Here is a 22,780-nt window from a genome sequence, read left to right as displayed (position 1 = left end):
CGCGCCGGAAAAACCCCCGCCGTTCGTTGAACCGTTCGCGGGTGCTGGTTCGTTGTACTCAGGGGGCCTGCGGGCCCGCTCGGCGAGCGGCCCCGTCCGGGTGCCGGCGGAAGGAGAGCGCAGCGCGATGCCCCGTCCCACCGACTGGAGCGCACTCGGCCTGGGCGGCGACCCGACTCCGGGCGATCCGGACGGAATCGACGCGGTGATCACCTCCCAGGACTCCCTCGTCACGCTGGCGGACACCATCGACGAGGGCCTGACCTCGATCAAGAACACCACGGACGGTGTGTTCGTCGGCAAGACCGCGGACGCGCTGCGCAAGGTGATCGACGAGGACCTGCGCAATTACGTGTCGACGTTCCGGCAGGCCCACAAGGACGTGCAGGGCGCGCTGCGCACCTATGTGGGTGTGATGCGCGAGCAGCAGCGGCGGGCGGACGAGGCGCTGGCCGCGGCGGCCGGTCTCGCGGAGGACGACGAGGCCGGGCGCGAGGCGCAGAAGTCGATCGCCGAGGACGCCGGGAGCCAGTTGGAGTCGGCGGCCGGCACGGCGGCGTCGGTGCTGCGCGAGGCGGCGTACAGCATCGCCTCGCCGATCGACGAGTGCGAGGAGTTCTGGAAGGCGCTGGGCTGGCTGGCGCTGATCCTGGTGATCCCGGCGATGATCGTGGGCGGTCCGCTGGCCCTGTTCACCATCGGTCTGAACGTGGCCCTGCTGATCAAGACGGCCGTGGACTTCTCGCAGGGCAAGGCGAGCATCACCGATCTGGTGCTGTCGATCATCGGGGTGATCGCGCCCACCACCAAGGGCATGCGCCTCGGTGATCTGTGGAAGGGGCTGAAGGGGCTCGGCAGCGGCGCGTTCAAGGGCGCCCGGGACCTCTTCATGGGCGGCCCCAACGCGTTCGGGCTGCTCGGTCGCCTCACCCTCGGCGTCGATGACGTGTTCCAGGCGAGCAACGCCTGGCTGCGCGGCCTGAACGGCCTGAACGGGCTGAAGTTCACGGCCGGTGTGCGGTTCATGCCCGGCCCCAAGGGCTTCACCATGGGCGGTAACACCCTGGGGGGCGGGGTGCGTTTCGTGCCGGCCGCGGTCGAGATGACCGTCATCAACCTGATGGGTGCCAAGACGTTCTTCGGGCTGCGGTCGCTGATGGGCGCCGTCAACGGCATCCGCGGTATCGGCGCCTCGCTGGGCAGCAGTCTGGTCAATGGGGTGCGCGGGCTGAACGGGCTGCGGCTGTTCCTGCCGGTCGCCGCCGACGAGTTGGGCCACGGTCTGGTCTTCGCGTTGAAGGTCGGCGTCATCGACCGCGGCATCTTCGGCATGTACCGCTACGGCGCCTTCGCCGGCGGGCAGTTCCTCGGGGCGGGCAGCAAGATCAGCGGCGGGGTGGCGTCCGGTCTCTCCCTGATGCACCCGGTGGGCGATCTGGGGTCGCTGCCGCACCTCAACGCCTCCCGGTTCGCCCCGAGCGGCGGCGGCTCCTTCGGCACCGGCCTGCACGGGCTGCCGTCGCTGTCGGTGTCCGACGCGATCGGCCGCGTCGACGTCGGCGGGCTGCAGGGGCTCGGGGCGTCCTTCCGCGCTCCGGTGCCCGGCATGGGCGCCAAGCTGGTCGATGTGCCGGCGACCGGATCGCTGGGCGTGGCGGGTGTCCATCTACCCACGCTGGGCCCGGTGTCCTCGGTGGCCGCCCCGGGCCCGCACGGGGTGCATGTGCCGTCCGCGGGCGCGGGCGTCGGCACCGTCACCGCCCAGCACATCGGCCTGCCGCACCTGGGCACGAGCGGCGTGGGCCGGCTCGACCAGACGGCGGTGGGCGGGCTGGGCGCGGTGCACACCCCGGCCCTCGGGCAGCTCGGCGTGCCGACGCCCGGCCAGGTGCACGTGCCCACGCCGGGGCAGGTGAACGTGCCGGCCGTGGGGCAGGTGAACGTGCCGAGCCTGGGCTCGGTGACGCACGGTCCCGCCGTCGCGAAGCTGGACCCGCCGGCGGTGGGCGCCCGGGTGAGCGACCTGCCGGCCGTGGGCGCTGCGGGCAGGATGGACGTGCCGTCCGTGGCGCAGGTCAACCTGACGTCGGCCGCCCGGAACGTGGATGTGACGGCGCCGTCCGTGGCGCAGGTCAACCTGACGTCGGCCGCCCGGAACGTGGATGTGACGGCGCCGTCCGTGGCGCGGGTCGAGGTGCCCGCGATCGGCCGGTCCGTGGACGTCTCCACACCGTCGGTCGCGCAGGTCGACATGGCGGTCGCGGGCCGGGCCGGCCACCCGGATGTGGTGGCGCCATCCACTGTGGAGGCCGGTGTGGTAGATGTCCGGCATATGGCCGTGCCCTCTATATCCGCGCCGCACGCGGAGACGCCCGTCGTTCGGACCGGGCATCTGGAGGCCCCGGCGCAGACCGTCCCGCTCGACGGGGTGCGCACGCCGGCCGTCGGCCAGGCCGCGCCGGGCCCGCACGCCACCGCGGTGCCGCCGGCCTCCCTGGAGGTGTCCCGGGTGAGCCCGACACCGGCGCCGTCCCCGGCCGCCTCCGGGGGGCTCGGCCATCCGGGCGGCGGCGCGGTGTTCGTGGACCTGCCGAAGCTGGGCCGGGTGGACCTGTCGGCGCTGGCGCAGCGCACCGTGGAGGTGCGGATGGTGCACAGCGTGCAGTTGAACCTCCAGCACACGTTCGGCGACATCGACGTCTCGCTGCCGGGGGTGCGGGTGGACGTCCGGCCGGGCAGCGGCGCCGAGCGCGCCCATGTCACCCTGGTCAACCCGGACGGTGTGCGGGGCCTGTCGGCCCGGCACATCGAGGTGAACGGCCAGGACGTCCTGCGGATCGAGCACGTCCTGCCGGACGGTACGACGCACCGCTGGAGCTACGCACTCCAGGCGCCCGACTACGGCCGTATCGGGGACATGCAGGTCATTCCGGCGGGCGGGCACACCTCGCACATCGAGCTGATGCCGGTTGCGGGTTCGTCGTCGCACACGCCCGCGCCGGGCACCGCCGTCGCGGCGTCCGCCGCGCCCGCGCCGCGTGTCCTGGACGTGCCGGGGCTCCAGGGCACCCGTATCGAGCTGCGGTTCGACGCCTCCACGGGCGGCGTCGTCGGGGTCAGGGCGGCAGGCGACGGGGTGCATGGGCCGGGGCCGGTGACGGTGCGGCACGTGCCGCAGCCGGACGGCACCGATCTGGTGCACGTGGAGCGGCGGGTGGGCCCGGTGGAGGTGCGCAGCATCGATCTGGTGCCCGGCGCGGACGGGCTGCGTCCGGTGTCCGACGAGCGGCTGATCACCCTGGCCGGCGGCGACTTCCGCGGTACGACGGTCGCCATCGACGTCCTGAACGCCAACACGGCCCGGCATGTGCCGCTCGCGAACACCCCGGCGCCGGTGGGACGGGTGGGCTGGGACGGCAGCGAGCTGCTGGTGCCGAGCGGCCGGGGCTTCCAGCTGTTCGACCCCGGCACCGGACTGCCCACCCGGACCGGGACGCGGCTCACCGACGGCGCAGGCGGCGACATACACGTCCTGCCCAGCCGCGACGGCACCACCCTCCACTTCACCGACGCCCACGGCACACCCACCCCACCACCCCACCACACCACCGCCACCCCCCAAACAGGCGGCGGCTTCCGCGTCGACCACGGCACCACCCACACCGTCATCAACCCCCACGGCACCCCCACCCACCACGCCACCCCCCTCCACGGCACCGACGAATACGCCTACCAAGACCTCCACACCCACACCCCCACCCGCGTCGACACCCACGGCACCCACCGCGGCCCCATCACCCTCCACAACGACGAATTCCACATCCCCACCGCCACCGGCTTCCGACTCCACGACGCCACCACCGGACTGCCCACCCGCACCGGCACCCGGCTCACCGACGGCGCAGGCGGCGACATACACGTCCTGCCCAGCCGCGACGGCACCACCCTCCACTTCACCGACGCCCACGGCACACCCACCCCACCACCCCACCACACCACCGCCACCCCCCAAACAGGCGGCGGCTTCCGCGTCGACCACGGCACCACCCACACCGTCATCAACCCCCACGGCACACCCACCCACCACGCCACCCCCCTCCACGGCACCGACGAATACGCCTACCAAGACCTCCACACCCACACCCCCACCCGCGTCGACACCCACGGCACCCACCGCGGCCCCATCACCCTCCACAACAACGAGTTCCACATCCCGAGCGGCATCGCCAACCGGACGCGGATCCACGCCCTGGACGGGGCGCACACGCACGATCTGCTCACTCTTCAGGGCGGCCCGCACGCGGGTCAGCGGCTGCACATCGCGCCGGACGGCACGGCCGCCCTCGACGGCGCGACGGTGCATGCCCAGCCCGGCGGTGCCTGGCGGATCCAGCAGGGCGATCGGGGCGTCGTCGTGGCACCTGACGGCACGTTCACCCACGACGTGGTGGCGCTGGCGGGCACCGCGCACTTCGCGCATCTGCCGCACGGCGGCGGTCCCGCGGCGTTGAAGGCCGCCGACGGCACGAACGTCCCGCACGGTTCGGTGACCGCCCTGCCGGACGGCCGGCTGGTCGTCGTCGACGGCGCCACCACGCGGCTGCACACCCCCGACGGCCGAACGGAGTTCACCGCGGCCCGGCTGTCCACAGGTGAGTCGATCCGCCTCCATCCGGGCGGGGCGCGGGAGTTGCTGGACACGGATCTGACGAGGATCGACGGCGCCACGGTGACCGTCCGGCCGCACGGCGGGCACCACATCACCGGATCCGACGGCACGGTACGGCTCTTCGACGGCGGCGGCGCCCACACGCACACCCTCACCCCGCCCGCCGACGGCGGCCATGTCGTCCGCGTCGCCGACGGCCAGGGCACGCACGCCTTCGACGCCGTACAGCTCTCGGACGGGGTGGGTACGCGCTTCGTGCGCACGGACACCCACACCCTGCTCGACGGCGATCTGAACGCCGTACCCGACACCCCGCACGGCACGTTCAGCCGCACCCCGGGCGGCGGTTACCGCATCGACCACCCGGGCCCCGGCCCGCACCACGGCGAGTACAAGGTGTACGACGCCGACGGCCGGCTCACCGAGCAGCGGATCAACGTCATCGACCGGGGCACGGTCAAACCGAACGAGTACCTGCGCCTGGACCACGCCCCCGACGGGGCCGCCAAGCCCAGTTGGGAGCGGGTCCGGCTGGACGGCACCGGTGTGCCCGTGCGGGCCCCGTCCACCCGGCGCTGGTACGACACGGGCACGATCGACGGCAAGGGCCTGGCCAACGGCCGGGTGAGCCTGGTCAGCCACTCCGGGGTCCAGGTCATGGAGCGGCGCCCGCTGCCCGGCGGGCACACCGTGGACGCCTACCACTCCCGGGCCGGCGTCGGCACCTTCGGCCGGTTCAACCAGCGGGGCGTGTGGACGGAGTTCGCCGCGGACGGCACGGTCGTCCGGGTCGGGACGCGGCACTGGGGCGAGAGCGGACGCAGCTGGTTCGACGTGACCGGTTCGGGCAGCGGCAGCCCGCGCGTGCGCCACTTCCAGGAGAACCCGGACGGCGGCCACGTACTCGCCGAACTCGACAACCGCCCGGTCACGCAGGGCTTTTCCGGACCGACCCGGTGGACCCGGTTCGACAGCGAGTTCCAGCAGGTCGCCGAGGGCACCCGGCACTGGGGTCCGGGGCGCGGCTTCACCGACACGATGCCCCACCCGGTCAGCGGCGAACGGGTCGTGATGCAGGAGAAGTGGGGACGGTTCCAGTTCTCCGCGCACGACGTACGGCGCTATCAGCAGACCGAGTTGGGCGCCGACGGCGTGCCGAAGAGGGACTACACGTCCTGGTCCGCGCACGGCAAGGAGAACGGCCGCGGACTGACCCTCGCGAACGGCGGTTTCCTGGAGAGCCGCCGGTTCGCCGAGCAGCGCCCGCCGGTCGCCTTCCGCTGGGCGATGAGCGGCGACTACCGGGCCGCGAACCTGCACGAGGTGCCCTGGCTGCGCGGCGACAGCAGGCTCCAGGTGCACCACTGGACCGAGACCGCGGCGAGCGGCGCCAGCACGCACGGCATCCGCTTCGTCAGCATGAACGGGACCGTCACCGATGTGACCCGCGGCGGCGAGGTGGTGCGCGAGACCCGCAAGCTGCTCAGCGGTGACACCGTGAAGACCGGCGACGTGGAGCTGCCGGACGGGGTCGCCGGGCAGGAGAGGGGCTATCTGCCGTTCTCCCAGGGCGAGGGCGGGCCCCGGGGCCATCGCACGTACCACCAGGGGGACTTCACCCCGCTGCCCGCCGGGTTCGGCAACGGCCTGCCGCCGGTGCGCTGGCAGGAGCGGGTCACCACGGACCTGCGCGACTTCGACTGGTACTCGCCCGACGCGGCCAAGGAGTGGAAGGTGGTGCGGGTCGGTCTGGCCGACGGCACCGTCATCGACTTCCGTCCCACGCCCGGCCGTCCCGGCCGGCTCGGGCACCTCGGGGGCGGCGACTGGACCCGCTACGACCACCACGGCCTGGTCGTGGCCCGCAAGGACACCTGGCCGGCGCCCGGCGGCGGCCGGCCCGTGGAGGTCACCGCGACCAGGATGCCGGACGGCACGATCCGCTGGACGGACAGCCTGGGCAGCAGCGGCGTCCGCAAGGTCAACTTCGAGCGCGGGGACGTCACCCGCTGGGGCTGGGACCGCGAGTCGTACCAGGACTTCGACGCCACGGGCGCGCTGGTGCGCGACCACCGGCTGCTCTCCGACGGCACGGTCGTGGACGCCTGGCGCGGGCCGGCCGCGGGCAGCGGCTGGCACTGGAACAAGGTCGGAGCGGACGGCGCGGTGAAGAACTTCGGCACCGGCGCCGGCGACCGGGTCCGCCGGTGGTTCGACGGGCACGGCAACGCGCTCGCCGACTGGCGGCCCGGAGCGCGGTTCGAGGACTCGGTCACCAGCCTCAACCACCGGGTCGTCCAGGAGATCCCCGCCCGCCCGGCCGGCACCCCCCACTTCGCCGACTCCCCGCACCGCGTCCGGGAGTACGTGCCCTCGCCCGGCGACGCGTTCAAGGCGCACGCCTGGAAGGAGTACGAGAACGGCATCGAGCTGGGCCGCAAGGTCGAACTGCCGGACGGCACCTTCCTGGAGAGCGAGGACTGGCACAAGCAGTGGCGCCGCTTCGGCAAGGACGGTGTCACGCTCATCGAGGAGCGCACCATCTCCGGATACGTGTGGCAGACCGACTTCCTCGGCCGTCACACGCTCATCGGCCGGGAGACCAACTTCACCGGCGTCTTCAACGAGTACCGGGGCTTCAGCCGGATGTGGCGCGAGCCCAACCGGTGGGAGTGGGGCCACACCTACAACGGCGTGTCCACCTACACCCCGTTCGTCGACAAGGCGGTCCAGGCGGTCGTCGTCGACATGCTCCAGGAGTGGCTGCTCGACTTCGGCATGAACCTCGCCGTGTACGGCATCATCGCGGCGGCCACCGGCACCCCGTTCGGCTGGTCGGACGTGGGCAAGGCGGCGTTCGGCGCCAGTGTGGCCGCGGGTGTCAAGGGCGGCTTCGCGGCCGGGCACTTCGCCGCGCACCGCGGCGGCCCGTGGAAGACCGGGCTGAGCCAGGTCGACCAGGGCAACCCCTATCCGCGGCGCCCCAACGACGACACGTGGGCGGGCGAGTTCGGCGGCAACGAGAAGGTGACACGCTGGCGTTCGGGCGCCTACGACTTCGGCGTGGGCCTGGTCAGCGGGTCGGTGTCCGGGTTCATCGGCGGTGCCGCCACCGCGGCGATCTTCGGCATCAAGGACAAGGACGGCAACACCGTGCACCTCCAGGGCGGTGACGCGCTGCTGGCCGGCCTGTTCGGCATGGCGGGCGGCGTGGCCGGCGCGGTCAGCCTGGGCATGGCCCGTACCGCGATCACCCAGAACCTGGCCGGCCGCTGGTACCACCGGCAGGGTTTCTTCGACATCTTCGCGGTCGCCGGGCTCGGCAAGCTCATCGACAAGGTCTTCGCGAACATGTACCTCGCGGGCGCGCTGCGCGAGTCGATCAACCCGGGCTGGTACCAGGGCTCGGGCGAGGACAACCAGAACGGGGGGCCGCGATGACGGCCGTCAAGGTCGCCGCCAGGGGCCGGGGCACCCATCGGAGCATCGCCGCGGCACTGGCCGCCGCCCCCGCGGGGGCCGTCGTGACGGTGGCACCGGGCCACTACACGGAGTCCGTGACGTTCACCCGCAGGGTGGTGCTGGAGGCGGAGGCAGGCCCCGGCTCCGTCGTGCTGCGGTCCCCGCAGGGCCCGGCGGTCACGGTGACCGCCCCGGGCTGTGTGCTGCGCGGACTGCACCTGACGGGCGCCGACCCGGCGCAGCCGCTGGTCCGGGTCGAGGACGCGGCGGGCCTGACGGTCGACCGGTGCGAGGTGACCGGCGGGCGGATCGAGGTGCTCGGCTCCGCGGACGGGAGGTCCGCGGCGGCGAACGCCGTACTCGGGCCGGACCACACCCTGGCGGCTGAGCTGGCCGACCCGGTGGACGGCGGCGGGGTGCTGCTGCTGAGCGACACACGGCTGAGCGGCGCGCTGGGCACCGCCCTGCATCTGACCGGGGACGCGCGGGCCCGGGCCGTGGACTCGGTGGTCGACGAGGTGGACGGCATCGGTGTGGTGCTGTCCGGTCGTTCGGTGCTGATCGCCGAGCGGCTGCGGGTGAGCGGTACGTCGGGTTCGGCGCTGCGGGCCAAGGGGGCGTCGCGGCTGCTCGCCCGGGACTGTTCGGTCGTCGGCGCGGGCCGGCACGGGGTGCTGGTGCAGGACGAGGCGCTGGCGGAGCTGTCCGACTGCCGCGTCGTCGGCCCGGCCCGGACCGGGGTGCGCTCCTCGCACACGGCCCGTACGACACTGGTGGACTGCCGGGTCAGCGGTGCGCTCGACCACGCCGTCACGGCATCCGACCAGGCCCGTATCGAGGTGCGCGACTGCCGTCTGGAGGCGCCGCACGGGCACGGTGTGCTGCTGGCCTCCGCCGCGTCCGCGTTCTGCGCGGGCACGCTGGTCGACGGCGCGGGTGCCACCGCCGTACGGCTCACGGACCGGGCCACGGCCGTGCTGACCGGCTGCCGGGTGCGCGGCGGCCGGGACCACGGCATCGCCGCCTCAGGTACGGCCACAGCCGAGGTCGAGGACACCTTTGTGGTGGATCCGGCCAGTTGCGGGGTGGACGTCCAGGACGAGGCCCGGGTGACGCTGACCGGGCTGCGGCTGCGCGGCGGCGACACCGGGGTGCGTCTGCGGTCCGTGGCCGCGGTCGCGTCCGAGGTGCGCGGCTGTGCGGTGAGCGGGCAGCGGCGCAGCGGGGTGGAGATCGGGCCGGACGCGGAGGCCGTCGTGGCGGACGTCCGCATCGCCGAGGCCGGCGGCGCGGGCGTGGCCGTGGACGGCGGCGGACGGCTGCGGCTCACGGGCGGCGCGGTGTCCGGGGCGGCGGGCAGCGGTCTGGTCCTGGAGCGCGCCGCGTCCGTTCAGGTGCGGGACCTGCGGGTCGCGGACTGCGGCAAGAACGGCATTCTCGTCGGGGAGGCGGTCAGCGGCTCCTTCGACCACTGCGACCTGTCCGCATCCGCCTTCCCCGCGGTGCACGTCGGCAAGGGCGCCGAAGTGCGTTTCAGGGGCTGCCGGTTCTTCGACTGCGGCCAGGACGTGGCACTCGCGGACGGCGCGGACCCGGTGTTCGAGGACTGCGCCGCGGTCCGGGTGCGCACCCCCGTGCTGCCCGCCCTCGCGGACCGTCCCGGACCGTCCGCGCCGGTGACGTTCCCGGGCGCCCCGGAGCAGCCGGAGGGCCCGAGGGCCCGTGGGAGCGCGTCGGGTACGGACGAGCTGTGGCAGCAGGGGGAGCCCGAGCCGGAGCCCGAGACGCTGGAGGACCTGCTGGCCGAGCTGGACGAACTGGTCGGTCTTGACGGCGTCAAACGCGATGTGAACGGCATGGTCAAGCTCATGCAGACGGTACGGCTGCGGGAGCAGGCGGGCCTGCCCGCGCCGCCGCTCAGCCGCCATCTGGTGTTCGCCGGCAACCCGGGCACCGGCAAGACCACGGTGGCCCGGCTGTACGGCCGGCTGCTGAAGGCGCTGGGGCTGCTGGCGCGCGGCCATCTGGTCGAGGTCGACCGCAGCGCCCTGGTGGGCGAGTACGTCGGACACACGGGCCCGAAGACCACGGAGGCATTCCACCGGGCGCGCGGCGGGGTGCTGTTCATCGACGAGGCGTACGCGCTGGTGCCGGCCGGCGCGGCCAACGACTTCGGAACCGAGGCGATCTCGACGCTGGTGAAGCTGATGGAGGACCACCGCGACGAGGTGGTCGTCATCGCGGCCGGCTACCCCGGCGACATGGACCGGTTCGTCGCCTCGAACCCGGGTCTGTCGTCGCGGTTCAGCCGCACGCTGCTGTTCGCCGACTACACCTCGGCCGAGTTGGTCAGCATCGTGGAGCACCACGCCCAGCGGCACCGCTACGAACTCACCGACGCGGCCCGCCGGGCCCTTGCGACGCACGTCGAGAACATCCCGCGCGGTGCGCAGTTCGGCAACGGACGCACCGCACGGCAGCTGTTCCAGGCCATGACGGAACGCCAGGCGTTGCGCATGTCCGAACTGACCGATCCCGCGCCCGCACAGCTGATGCAGCTGGACGAGCAAGACCTGTTGTGACCCCCGTCCCCCACAGGAGCGCCGACATCATGCCCGCACCCGACTCGCCGTCCCCGAAGACCCCGGTTCGTACCGGGGCCGAGCGTCCCTTCGCCGAGGCGTTCCGGCGCCGACCAGCCCGTGCGCCGCACGGGCTGGTGCCCGGCCGCCGGGTGTGGGTCACGCTGGGCTGGGCCGCCGCCGTCTCGGCCACCGTCACCGTGTCCGCGGTGGTCGCCGCCGACACCGGGCGGCACGGCACGGACGAGATCACCACCGCCTCGGCCGACCGGGCGACGTCCCCGCCGGCGACGTCCGCGCCGGCCGCCCCGTCGCCGAGTGTGACGTCGCCCCGGCCGAGCGCGTCCGCGTCCGCGTCGAAGAAGGCCGAGAGCCACCCGAAGAGTGACCAGCCCAGGGTGGTCCAGCCGGCCGCTCCGGTCACGGTGACCCAGCGGGCACCGGAGTCGGGCGGCGGGAAATCGTCGGGGTCGTCGTCGGGCTCGTCGGGCTCGTCGGGGTCGTCGTCGAAGTCGTCCGGCGAGAAGACCGCCACCGAGCAGGGCTCGACGGTGAAGGCGCCGGCGCAGGACTTCTCCCGCCCGCTCGGACCGATCGTGGGCCGCTACGGCGCGTTCGTCGGCCGCTGCGTCCAACTCGTGGGCACCGCATTGCAGTTGTACCCCTGTGACGGCGGCGCTGACCAGACCTGGCAGTTCGCCGCGAACGGCACACTGCGCAAGGACGGGCGCTGTCTGTCGCTGGCGGGGCGGTCCACCAACGACGGGACGCGGGTGGTCATGGCGGCCTGCGACACGACGAACACCACGCAGTGGCGCTACTCGCCCGGCAACGACATCGTCAACGTCGCCGCGGACAAGTGCCTGGACGTCGCGAACGCCTCCACAGCCAACGGCACCCCCCTCCAGATCGCCTGGTGCTCAGGCAACGCGGCCCAGAAGTGGAACGTGCCCTGACCCTCGGCGCCGCCACGCCACCCACGTCTCAGGTGCACGGCCCCCTCCCTCGAAGAGCACAGGCAGCGGCAGGACAGGAAACGGCACAGGCCGGTGGCAGCCCGGAGTGACACCGGCCTCGTCTACACCACTCCGACTACCCGCCCTCGCGAACCGGCCAACCACACCGACAGCTTCCTCAACCGCGCCGGGCTCCGCCGCACCCGCTTCCACCGCCTTCGCCACTCGACCGCCACCCTGCCCCTCGAACAGGGCGTCGAACCCGTCGCCAACAAGGAATTCCTCGGCCAGGCCCACATCCGCGTCACCGCCACCGTGGATTTCTCGCCGATATCTGCGGGAGGAAATCCTGTGAAGCGTCCCTGGGATTCATTCCGATGTCAACCGAGGCTGCCCGTTCGCCGACTCGGAGGTAACGAAGGAAAGAACCCCAGACCAGACTACGCGAAAATTATTCAGTACCCCTGAGTGGACCGAATTTTGAGGGCGAATGATGATCGCCAAGATCCTCGTGCCAGGCACATCGTCGCGCCAGAACATAGCCTTCCCCACCGTTAAGGAGATAGAGCTTCCCAGGGACCTTTGCGACTAGTCGGTCACCCAAAAATTCCCCCTTCTCCTCACTAGTTGCCTCACTGATTTCCAGGCGCGCACAGTAGGGCTGCAGGTGCATCAGTTCAACCGCCGTGAAAAGGACATCGATTCGCGTCTCAAAGCCTTCCACGTTGACGCTACGCAGGAGCAACGTGGAGTGACTGACGGAGTACTGCCACACCTGGAACTCGCGTTCCCATCCTACGACTTTCTCCATGTGTCACCCTCCAGAAAGAAAATCAGGCATGGGAACCTTCACTTCGGATCCACCTCGATAGAACGTGATACTATCCCACGATCGATCACCCACTCGCACAGCCTTCCCCACGTGATACATCTCCCGCTCTGTCGCAAACCAATTATTTCCACTGCCATTGCGATAGGCGCTGGCAAACTGTTCAGCGGGGTCGGCTCCACGGAACCCATCGAGCGACACATGAAGCCTGACATTCGGGTTATGGGCGGCCGCACGAACTTCTGCCTCCCAAATATCGCTATCCAGATAGTGAGTATAGCCCTTACCGTCGGCGAATTCTCTCAGGCCGTTCTTGCGCAGCGGGTCTTTGTAGCGAACGGTGGAACTCGGTCGGTTTTGTTCAGCGGCGCCCGGCGGTGAGCCGGCCGTCGAAGGTGATGTCGAAGGCTTGGAGCGCGGCCTTCCAACGCATGGTCCAGCGTTTGCGTCCGGTGCCGGTCGGGTCCAGGCTCATGACGGCGAGGTATACGCATGTGAGGGCGGCTTGGACGGCGGGGAAGTGCCCCCGGACCCGGACGGCCTTGCGTATCCGCGCGTTGATGCTCTCGATCGCGTTGGTGGTACAGACGATCTTGCGGATCTCCACGTCGAACTGAAGGAAGGGTACGAACTCCGCCCAGGCCGCCTCCCAGAGCCGGACGATCGCCGGATACTTCCCGCCCCGGGCATCGGTGAACTCCACGAACCGCTCCAGCGCGGCCTCCTCGGTCGGCGCGGTGCAGACGGGCCTGAGCGCCTTCGCGTCCGGGCTTCCGGTACTGGCCGGCCTGCGCATCGAGGCGAGTCATGAGGCGGTCGCCCTCACCGCGACCGACCGGTACCGGCTCTCCACCCGCACTCTCGTGCCGGCTGAACCACCCGGGCAGACGTGGGCCGGCACGGTCGACGGGGACGAGATGCGGGCCGCGGTGACCGAAATCCGCCGCAGCGCGCTGGTACGGCTCGAAGCGGTGCCGCACGGGATCTGGCTGCGCCTGGCCGGCCGAGAGGACCGGCATTGCCGATACCACGCTCTATCCCGCAGTGAGCACCGCGATCGGGCCCGACGTGATGCTCGACCTGAGGGGAGACGAACGGCCCGTCACGATCCGCTCCGCCGACCGCGGCGATCTCACCACCCTGGCCATGCCCATCGCGGTGACCTGCTTCGTGGTGCCATCCATGAGGTCGCCGAGGCCATCGCCGGGCGGGACCGCGCACCACGAGCCGCCGCGCCCGGTTCCCCTGCGTGAGGCACACCGCCACTGCCGAACGGCGTCACCTGAGACGAGCGGTCCCTCCCCGTGGTGACGGGGAGGGACCGCTCGTTCCATTGGCAGAGAGGGATGGTGGCTTGTTACATGGCGGCTCCGCTGGTGGTGCGGCGGCGGCGGATCAGGAGGAAGCCGCCGAGGGCCGCCGCGGCGGCCGCGCCACCGATGGCCGGGTCGATGACCGGGGTCCCGGGGATCGGAACCTCGCTCACCCAGCAGGAGTTGTTGTTGTCGGGGTTGGGGTCGGGCTCCGCGCCCTCGACCTTCGCGCAGTTCTCCAGCACGGCTACGGTCTCCATGGGCGCGTTGGCGCGGACGGTGATGGTGTGGCTCTCACCGACGTCCAGCGGGCCGCCGGAGCAGGTCAGTTTGCCGGCGGCGATACCGCAGTCCGCGTTGGAGGTACGGGCGTTGGTGATCCCGTCGGGCAGCGGGTCGGTGATCGTCCAACGCGTGGAGCGGTTGGGCCCGTTGTTGGTGACGATGATCTGGTACTCGATGTCCTCGCCCGGGCCCACCATGGCCGGGCCGATCTTGATCACGGACAGGTCGGCCTGCGGGTTCACGAAGCCGAAGTCGGCGCCGTGGTCGTTCTGGCCGGCGCCCTTCGGGGTGACCTGGACGGCCGGGAACGGGTTGCCGGACGTCTCACCGCTGGAGTCGATCTGGTCGTTGCCGCCCTGGTTGGGCCGGGTCGGCTTCCAGCCGTCCAGGACGCCACCGGCCTGGTAGTCGGCCGGGTTGTCCATCTTCACGGTGTACGTCTTGCCGTACTGGAAGTCCTCCGGCTTGACGTTCTTGGTCACGGTCGAGTCGAAGTAGTACTCGCCCCGCTCGTTGGTGACCGCCGTACCGACCTTGTTGCCGGCCGCGTCGTACAGGTTGACCGTGGCACCCACCACCGGCTCCTCACCGGGGTCCTGGATGCCGTCCTGGTCCGTGTCCTTCCAGACCCGGTTGCCGATCTGCAACGGCGCCTCGTCGCACATCATCTCCAGGTCGCCGATGCCACGGGCCTTGCCGAAGTCGTTGTTCAGGTAGATGCCACCGGTGTTGTCATGGGCCGCACGGGTGCCGTCACTGCGGTTGATCCACGCCAGACCGTGCCCGGTGATCGGGTCCTGGATGGGGTCCTCCGAAATGAGGGCCAGGGTGTCCTCCACCTTGGAGATGACCACAGACCCCTCGGCGGTCTCCGAGTGCCAGCCGGCCCCGCCCGCCGCGTAGTCACCCGGGTAGAACTCCCGGACGTCCGGAGCCTGGTATCCGCCGTTGTTCTCCGGGGTGGCGTTGTTCTTGCAGCCGCCGTTGCCGTCCAGGACGAACATGTGGTTGCCGCCACGGCAGGCCCGGTTGATGTCACCGCCGTTGGTCGCGGTCGTGGCCGGCCAGCCGGTGCCGGGGAACTCGGGCAGGGCCCAGCCGGCGCGGTCGGCGAAGCGGTCGGCGAAGCTGACGACCATGTCGCCGTTGGTCTCGAAGTCGATGTCTGAGAGCTCCGGCTCCGGGTTCTGGATCACGGCGCGGGTGCATTCCACGCCGTTCTGGGTCGCGGGCCGGGTGTTGGTCCACGGGAACCAGCCACGGCCACTGCACCAGGTCTCGGAGCCCTCCCCCGCCCAGCCGCCGCGCGGGTAGCTCAGCGGCTGGTCCATGACCGTGCCGGTGAACTGGCCGGTGACCGGGTCGAAGACCTGCACGACGGCCCGCATGTCGGCCCTGCTGCCGGTGGACTCGCCCGAGCAGACACCGCCGACGTACACCTTGCCGTCCTGGATGCCCAGGCCGAAGGGGCGCCAGTCGCCGGGCGCGGCACAGCCCGGGTCCTTGATGGCGTACGACGCCTTCTCCTGGGCCGCGGAGGTCTGCGTGGCGTCGTAGCGGTAGAGCCTGCGGTCGTTCAGGTTGACGACGTACAGGTCCTTGCCGTCCGGGCTGACGTCCAGGTCGCCCAGCGACTCCTTGCCCACCCGGGGACCGAACGCCAGGTCCATGTTGACGTCCGGCCGGTGCTGGGTGGTGCCCGCGTTGGGGACCTTGGTGAACAGCGAGGTCTGCTTGGTGGCCGGGTCGATCCGGTAGATCGCACCCGCACCGCCGGGACCGTACTCGGTGCCCCGCTTGGCGTACGCGGCGGTGAACAGCTGCTTGGTCACCCGGTTGTAGCCGGAGCCCCACAGCGTGCCGGTGGTGGCCTCGTCCGCCAGGTCGGTGACCAGGTCCGGGTTCTTGACGGCGTCACCCCGCGTGTTGAACGAGAACGACGACACCGTGCGCTTGCCCGGCGGCGTCGGGTTCGGCGGCGGGATCGTGGGGTTCTGGCAGATGGCGACCAGGGTGACGTTCTTCTGGCAGTAGTCCTCCGGGGACCAGAACGAGGTGGTGATCTCCACGTTCTTGCCGCCGGACAGGTCCACGAACTCCACGTTGGACGACAGCACCGTCGGGTCGATCAGGTTGGGCCGCGCCGAGGCGAACCCGGGGAACAGCACGCCCTGGTCGGGGTTCTTCACCTCGATCCGGTACTTGCCGCCGCCCAGGCTGTTGCCCGGCGTCAGCTTCACCGTGCCGTCCGCCTGCGTCGTCCCGGTGACCGACCGCCCGGCGTCGTCGGTCAGTACGACCGTGACCCCGGCCATGCCCGGTTCCAGCGCCTGGTCCCACTTGCCGTTCGCGTTCACCTCACGCACGACCCGGACGGTCGCGTCACCGTCCCCGGAGTCGGCCACCGCCGGGGACACCGCCGTGACCACCCCCGTCGCCGCGAGCGACGCCGATAACGCGGCCGACAGGGCCAAGGACATACCGCCGGACCATCGCCGGCGCTGCCACTGATCCACTACCGATTCCTTCCTCCGTCGCTGAACATGCATCCGGAGCGAGCCTGCTCGCGTAGGTAAAGATCTCCACGACCCTTTGATATGACGAACAGACAAGCCGAATGAGCGACGAAGGGGAGTCCCACAACGGCGCACCACCGAGCGGTTCGGGCGCTGACCGGGCTCTGGAGTACTGCCGCACCCGGCTCTGGGAATCGCAGCTCGACGCGCCGGCGGGCGTGTGTGCACGGATGGCGGTCGGGTCGGTTGTTCCGGCGGTGAGTGGTCCAGGCGCGGCGGACGAGGCTGCGGATGGCGCCGACCGTGTCCGCGAGGCCGAGGCAGGCGTCAATGACCGTCATACGGCGTTCGTAGCAGCGAGCCCAACTCGTATGGGCTGTCTCGGAGTTGCGGCGACTCGGAGTTGCGAGGAGTCGCGTGGGGAAGTCGTGAAGAGTTCGCCCACGCGTCTCGGTATCCGGTCGCGGCGGCGGAAAGCTCGGATAGCTCACTCGGCGCTTCCGAACAAGGCGGGCGCCGACCACGCGATAGGAGACGACCAACGATGTTCACTCTGGTACGGAGCAGAGCGCGGACCACCGTGCTCGCGCTCTCGGCCGTAGCGGCCCTCGCCTTCGGCACGACCGCCACGACCGGCGCGGCGGCGGCCCCCGCCGCCGCCAAGCAGGGGCCGACCTCGGTGGCCTACGTCGAGGTGAACAACAACAGCATGCTCAACGTAGGCAAGTACACACTCGCCAACGGTGGCGGCAACGTCTTCGACGTCGCCGTGATCTTCGCGGCGAACATCAACTACGACACGAGCACGAAGGCGGCGTATCTGCACTTCAACGAGAACGTGCAGCGCGTCCTCGACAACGCCGCCACGGAGATACGGCCGTTGCAGCAGAAGGGCATCAAGGTCGTGCTCTCGGTGCTCGGCAACCACCAGGGCGCGGGATTCGCCAACTTCACGTCTCAGCAGGCGGCTTCGGCATTCGCGAAGCAGATGTCGGACGCCGTGGGCACGTACGGTCTCGACGGCATCGACTTCGACGACGAATACGCCGAGTACGGCAACAACGGCACCACCCAGCCCAACGACAGCTCGTTCGTGCACCTCGTGACGGCACTGCGCGCGAACATGCCGGACAAGATCATCAGCCTCTACAACATCGGCCCGGCCGCCTCGCGCCTGTCCTACGGCGGCGTCGACGTCTCCACCAAGTTCGACTACGCCTGGAACCCCTACTACGGCACCTGGCAGGTCCCCGGCATCGCACTGCCCAAGTCGAAGCTGTCACCGGCGGCCGTCGAGATCGGCCGGACCTCACGGAGCACGGCCGCCAGTCTCGCCCGTCGCACCGTCAGCGAGGGATACGGCGTCTATCTGACGTACAACCTCGACGGCACCGATCGCAGCGCCGACGTCTCCGCGTTCACCAGGGAGCTGTACGGCAGTGACGCCGTCCGCACGCCGTAGGACACCGCACGGACCGCGCCGCCGACAACGATGTCAGCGGCGCGGGTCACGAGGTGTCCGGCGGTGTGCCCGGGGCGGTCGGCATCACGCCCGGCGATGTCCGCGGAACCCGGCTGATCCCCGGGAAGCGCGGCGGCGTCTACTGCGGCCTCGACGGGGCCGACGGTCCCGACATGGCTTGCGAGGCGTGCGGCATGCCCCCGGACGGCATCATCATGTGCTTCCGGCAGCCCTTGGCCACGCCCACGTCCGCAGCACGGATGGCGACCGGGGACGACCAGGTGGAGGGGTGGACCTTCTGGTCGTCAACGGTGGACGGCACGGAGGCTTCCCGGCCTGCGCGGCTTCCTGATCGCCGAGGACGGCTGACGGGCACCGTCCGTCCCACGCTCTGGAGGGCCCCTCGGCCCAAGGGGCCGCTCCCCATGAATGCCGGTCCGGCCGGCCCGAGGACGACCGGATACAGTGCGCGAGACGGCAGTCCGGCCAGAGAGGGGAAGCGTGACCGACACCAGCGACACCCGGCCCGCCGAGGGTGAGGCGCAAGCGCCGCGGCAGAGCCGACTGCACCGTCTGACGCGCTACATCCCGCTGATCGCCCCCTTCCTGCTGTGGGCCGTGCCCTGTTGGGTGCTCCTGTACGCCGGCCAGCACTGGCCGCTGCCCGTCACGCTGGCCGGCACCGCCCTGTTCGCCCTCGGCCTCATATGTATGCCGCTCGCGATGGCACGCGGCCACGGGCGGCGCCAACAGGACCGGGCGGCGATCATCGGTGACACCCTGCTGGGTACCAGTTGGGTCCTGTTCACCTGGTCCGTTCTGCTCGGCGTCCTCCTGCGGCTCGCCCTGACCGTGGCCGGCGTCGAGGAGAGTCAGGACCGCGCCCGAATCGTCACATGGGCCGTCCTCGGCGTAACCGCCGTACTGCTCGCCTGGGGGTACGCCGAGGCCCGCCGCGTGCCACGCGTACGCCGACTCGACGTGCAACTCCCGCGCCTGGGTGCCGGGCTGGACGGCATCCGTGTCGTCCTCATCACCGACACCCACTACGGCCCACTCGATCGCACTCGCTGGTCGGCACGGGTGTGCGAGACCGTGAACGCTCTGGACGCCGACCTGGTCTGCCACACCGGCGACATCGCGGACGGCACGGCCGAACGCCGTCGCGCCCAGGCCGTGCCACTCGGTACCGTGCGGGCCACCCGGGCCCGTGTTTACGTCACCGGCAACCACGAGTACTACAGCGAGGCCCAAGGCTGGGTCGACCTGATGGACGAGCTGGGCTGGGAGCCGCTGCGCAACCGGCATCTGCTGCTCGAACGCGGCGGCGACTTGCTCGTGGTCGCCGGCGTGGACGACGTCACCGCCGAGTCCTCCGGCCTGGCAGGCCACCGCGCCCACCTTGCCGGAGCCCTGCACGGCGCCGACCCCGGCCTGCCCGTCCTGCTCTTGGCACACCAGCCCAAGTTCGTCGACCGGGCGGCGGCCGCCGGCATCGACCTCCAGCTCTCCGGCCACACCCACGGCGGCCAGATCTGGCCCTTCCACCACCTCGTCCGCATCGACCAACCCGCCCTCGCCGGCCTCAGCCACCACGGCCCCCGCACCCTCCTCTACACCAGCCGCGGCACCGGCTTCTGGGGCCCGCCGTTCCGCGTCTTCGCCCCCAGCGAGATCACCCTGCTGGTCCTCCGCAGCCCGCACCTGCCCACCTCGCCGTAGCACTGGCCGAGCCGGCACATCCTGGTGAGGCCGGGGCCGGTGCGAAGTTCAGGGGAGGTTCCCGGGTCAGCGGCTCCTCGGCGATGCCCTGGCGGATGAGGAAGGCCGCCGCGGCCCGGTCGAGTTCGGCGAGAGGCTTCGGGTGAGCAACTGCGTGGTGGGCGGCGGGCTCGCCACGATCAACACGGCGGACTACACGCTCAACGATGTCGCCAGGTGGCTCGGCACGGGGGTCCACGCGCTGGGCGGCCTCGCCCCGGCGGCCGGCATTCGTCTGATGGACTTCGACGGGGACGGCGATGACGACTATGGGATCCTCGGTGCCGCCGGTGAGCTGAACGTCTGGCGCAACGACGGCGGCGACATCCCCGGCGGGAACGGCTGGAAGAGCCTGGGCCTCGTCGCGGCCGGCACGGGCGACGGCAACAAGGTCCGGTTCATGGACGCCGACAAGGACGGTGACGACGACTACGTGACCCTCGATCCGGCAAACGGTCAGATGCGGCTCTGGGTCAACCGCATCGCCCACTAGACCGCGGACGCGGCGACCCGACCGACGCCGACCGCGTGAGCTACAGCGGTCGATCACAGGGAGCGGCCCGCCGGCCGCCGCGGGTGCCGGTTTCGGGGTGTCATGGTGCATGGGCCGGCCCGTGGTCGGTGGTTGACGCCGGGTGGCTGCCCGGGCAGGAGCATGCGGTGGCGGCGGAGGTCGAACCGGCGCGGCGTGCATTCTGCCTCGGGGAGCGGGAGCTTTCTCAGCGCGTGGCCGCACGTTCGAGTGCTGCCGGGGTGCGCCCGAAACATGTTTGGGCATTCCCCCTACCAGCCGTCGTAAGCGGCGCGATCACGCGCAGAGTCAAGCTGCCGCGGCTGGGCGGCGCGTCGAGCCGGTGGTCGGGGGTGTCTTCGGTGACGGCGGCGGCCTGGGTGCGCATGTGTTCCACCAGGCGCAGCGCGGCGGCGGCCAGCAGGTACACGGCGAGGACGAAGACGACGGGCAGGGCGGTGACCGGTTCGCGGGTGAGGTCGATGGAGTTGTGCCGGTCGCGCCTTCGGTCAGGGGGTGCGGTAGGTGGGTGGGTGCCGGCCGGTGCGGGAGGCGAGCGGGTGCTGGATGGAGTCGGGAGGCGCCGGCCAGACGGTGATGGCTTCTGGGGGCAACTGGATTCGGCAGCCGTCGGTGGTCGCGGGGACGCCCTGTGGCGGGACGGCAATGCTCATTTCGTGTCCGTTGGCCAGGAGGGCGCGGATCTCGGTGATGGGGCCCAGGTGCACGGTGTCGATGATGGTCGCCGGGTGTCCGCCGGTGTCGGTGAGGCGGATGTCCTCGGGGCGGATGCACCAGGCGACCGGCGTGCCGGCGGGGAGATCGGTGGTCACGGTGATGTGGGCGCCGTCGACTTCGAGGGTGTGGGGGTCCGTGAGGCGACCGGTGTGCAGGTTGCGGATGCCGAGCAGGCGTGCGGCCTCCGGGGTGGCGGGGTGGGCGAAGACCTCGCGCTGGTTTCCGGCCTGAACGAGCCGGCCGTGGGCGAGGATGAGTATGTCGTCGGCGAGGAGGGCCGCGTCCTGGGGATCGTGGGTGATGATCACGGTGGTGGGGGCGGTGCCCTGCTGGAGGCGGCGCAGTTCCCATCGCAGTTCGTCGCGGACGAGGGTGTCCAGGCCGGTGAACGGCTCGTCGAGCAGGAGGAGACGGGGGTCGCGGGCGAGGGCGCGGGCGAGGGCGACGCGTCGGCGCTGGCCGCCGGAGAGCTGGTGGGGCAGGCGGTGCTGTAGACCGTCGAGGCCGAGCTGGCGGAGCCAGTGGACGGCCAGGGCCGGGTCGGTGTCGGTGCCGAAGGTGACCTGTTGCCACACCGACAGGTGCGGGATGAGGCTGGCGTCCTGGGGGACGTAGCCGACGCCCCGGCGCTCGGGAGGCAGTGCCGTGAGGTCGTCGTCGTCCAAGAGGACGTGTCCGTCGTCGGGGCGGGTGAGGCCGGCCACCAGGCGCAGGGTCAGTGACTTGCCGGCGCCTGAGGGGCCCAGTATGGCCAGGTGACGCCCGCGGGATGCGTGCGCGACGTGCAGTTGGAAGCTGCCGGATCGGGCGCGCAGGTCGAAGGCGAGGCGTGAGCTGGTCCGGGCGCGTGGGGCGCGGGGAGTGGGGAGCGCGGTGCGACGGCGGCGGGGCAGTCGCAGGTGTGCGGTGCAGAGGCTGACGGCCAGGACGGCCACGGCGGCGGCAAGGCTCACGGCGACGGGCAGCAAGGTCGCGGTCAGCCCGGTGCTGCCGAATTGGACGTAGGTGTATACCGGGAGCGAGTAGGGGTGGTAGGCGAGGACGACGGTGGCGCCGAACTCGCCGAAGGCGCGCAGCCAGGTCAGGAGCAGGCCGGCCTGGATGCCCGGGGCGGCGCCGGGCAGGGAGACGCGGGTGAATCGGGAGAGGCGTCCATGGCCCAGGGTGGCGGCGACATCGGACAGATCCGGGTCGAGGGCGGCGAAGGCGGAGCGTGCGGCGATGATGAGGAAGGGGGCCGCGACGAAGACCTGGGCCAGCATGATCCCGGCCACGTGGTCGGTGAGCCGGCCGCCGAAGAACCGTCCGAGCGGCGCGTACGGGCCGACGATGTAGAGCAGCAGGATGCCGCTCATCAGCGGTGGCAGGGCCAGCGGGAGCTGCACTGCCACCCCCACCAGGGTGGCGATGCGGCCGTGGGTCTGGGCGAGGAGGTAGGCCAGGGGCACGCCGAGGACGGTGATGATCGCGGTGGCGATCGTCGCGGTCTCCAATGAGACGGTCAACGCGTCCCCGAGGCCGGGCGCGGTCAGCGCACCGCGCGGAGCGCCGGCCGCCCAAGCGACGAAGGCACCCAGCGGGGCCAGCAGGTACAGCAGGAGGAGAGCGGCGAGCCAGGGCAGCGGCGTGCCCAGGAAGCGGACACGACCGCGACGTCCCTGCGCTGGTCGCGGACCCACCGCCTTCTCCTTCCTCA

11 protein-coding genes and 2 pseudogenes are annotated in these 22,780 nt (G+C 71.3%); 7 read left to right on the top strand and 6 right to left on the bottom strand.

Annotated features, from left to right (window positions below):
• Positions 1-127 precede the first annotated feature (127 nt).
• The 3 genes from AC27LF_RS00475 to AC27LF_RS00465 are packed head-to-tail and all read left to right on the top strand — an operon-like array spanning position 128 to position 11,669.
• On the top strand, positions 128-8,110 hold the full coding sequence (locus AC27LF_RS00475) for a hypothetical protein (RefSeq protein ID WP_487227775.1): 7,983 nt from the start codon (positions 128-130) through the stop codon (positions 8,108-8,110).
• Complete coding sequence (locus AC27LF_RS00470; RefSeq protein WP_479661988.1) at positions 8,107-10,713, top strand: right-handed parallel beta-helix repeat-containing protein; 2,607 nt, start codon at positions 8,107-8,109, stop codon at positions 10,711-10,713. The genes AC27LF_RS00475 and AC27LF_RS00470 overlap by 4 nt, the downstream gene beginning before the upstream one ends.
• Positions 10,714-10,742: 29 nt before the next feature.
• Positions 10,743-11,669 carry a ricin-type beta-trefoil lectin domain protein gene (locus AC27LF_RS00465; protein ID WP_479661989.1) on the top strand — a complete coding sequence of 309 codons (927 nt, stop codon included), beginning with the start codon at positions 10,743-10,745 and terminating at the stop codon, positions 11,667-11,669.
• A gap of 814 nt (positions 11,670-12,483) precedes the next feature.
• Here the strand turns inward: AC27LF_RS00465 and AC27LF_RS00460 are convergent.
• Positions 12,484-12,753, bottom strand: a complete 270-nt coding sequence (locus tag AC27LF_RS00460; protein WP_479664405.1) for a polymorphic toxin type 27 domain-containing protein — start codon at positions 12,751-12,753, stop codon at positions 12,484-12,486.
• 106 nt (positions 12,754-12,859) lie between these two features.
• Positions 12,860-13,261 (bottom strand): annotated as a pseudogene (locus AC27LF_RS00455) (transposase); the annotation flags it as partial.
• Between AC27LF_RS00455 and AC27LF_RS00450 the strand changes: the two are divergent.
• A pseudogene (locus AC27LF_RS00450) lies at positions 13,233-13,656 on the top strand (DNA polymerase III subunit beta family protein); the annotation flags it as partial. The pseudogenes AC27LF_RS00455 and AC27LF_RS00450 sit on opposite strands and share 29 nt — an antisense overlap.
• 199 nt (positions 13,657-13,855) lie before the next feature.
• Here AC27LF_RS00450 and AC27LF_RS00445 read toward each other — a convergent pair.
• A complete protein-coding gene (locus tag AC27LF_RS00445) occupies positions 13,856-16,576 on the bottom strand; it encodes an SdrD B-like domain-containing protein (RefSeq protein WP_479661990.1) in 2,721 nt (906 codons plus the stop codon).
• A 580-nt stretch (positions 16,577-17,156) separates the two neighbouring features.
• Here AC27LF_RS00445 and AC27LF_RS00440 point away from each other — a divergent pair.
• Positions 17,157-18,074, top strand: coding sequence for an endo-beta-N-acetylglucosaminidase H (locus AC27LF_RS00440; protein ID WP_479661991.1), 918 nt, complete (start codon positions 17,157-17,159; stop codon positions 18,072-18,074).
• 139 nt (positions 18,075-18,213) lie between these two features.
• Here the strand turns inward: AC27LF_RS00440 and AC27LF_RS00435 are convergent, their stop codons facing one another.
• Positions 18,214-18,396 (bottom strand): hypothetical protein, encoded by a 183-nt coding sequence (locus AC27LF_RS00435; protein WP_479661992.1) that lies wholly within the window; start codon positions 18,394-18,396, stop codon positions 18,214-18,216.
• Positions 18,397-18,575: 179 nt separating this feature from the next.
• Here AC27LF_RS00435 and AC27LF_RS00430 point away from each other — a divergent pair, with 179 nt between their 5' ends.
• Both AC27LF_RS00430 and AC27LF_RS00425 read left to right on the top strand, forming a co-directional pair.
• Positions 18,576-19,796, top strand: coding sequence for a metallophosphoesterase (locus AC27LF_RS00430; RefSeq protein ID WP_479661993.1), 1,221 nt, complete (start codon positions 18,576-18,578; stop codon positions 19,794-19,796).
• A gap of 142 nt (positions 19,797-19,938) precedes the next feature.
• Complete coding sequence (locus AC27LF_RS00425; protein WP_479661994.1) at positions 19,939-20,328, top strand: hypothetical protein; 390 nt, start codon at positions 19,939-19,941, stop codon at positions 20,326-20,328.
• A 226-nt stretch (positions 20,329-20,554) separates the two neighbouring features.
• Here AC27LF_RS00425 and AC27LF_RS00420 read toward each other — a convergent pair whose 3' ends face one another.
• Both AC27LF_RS00420 and AC27LF_RS00415 read right to left on the bottom strand, forming a co-directional pair.
• The gene (locus AC27LF_RS00420) at positions 20,555-20,776 is read right to left on the bottom strand and encodes a hypothetical protein (RefSeq protein ID WP_479661995.1); all 222 of its coding nucleotides are present in this window, start codon (positions 20,774-20,776) and stop codon (positions 20,555-20,557) included.
• A gap of 79 nt (positions 20,777-20,855) precedes the next feature.
• Positions 20,856-22,763, bottom strand: a complete 1,908-nt coding sequence (locus tag AC27LF_RS00415; RefSeq protein ID WP_479661996.1) for an ABC transporter ATP-binding protein/permease — start codon at positions 22,761-22,763, stop codon at positions 20,856-20,858.
• Positions 22,764-22,780 lie beyond the last annotated feature (17 nt).

Source organism: Streptomyces diversicolor (assembly GCF_057537855.1).
The sequence above is the reverse complement of the archived record's forward strand: the minus strand, read 5'-3'. Positions and strand labels throughout refer to the sequence as shown.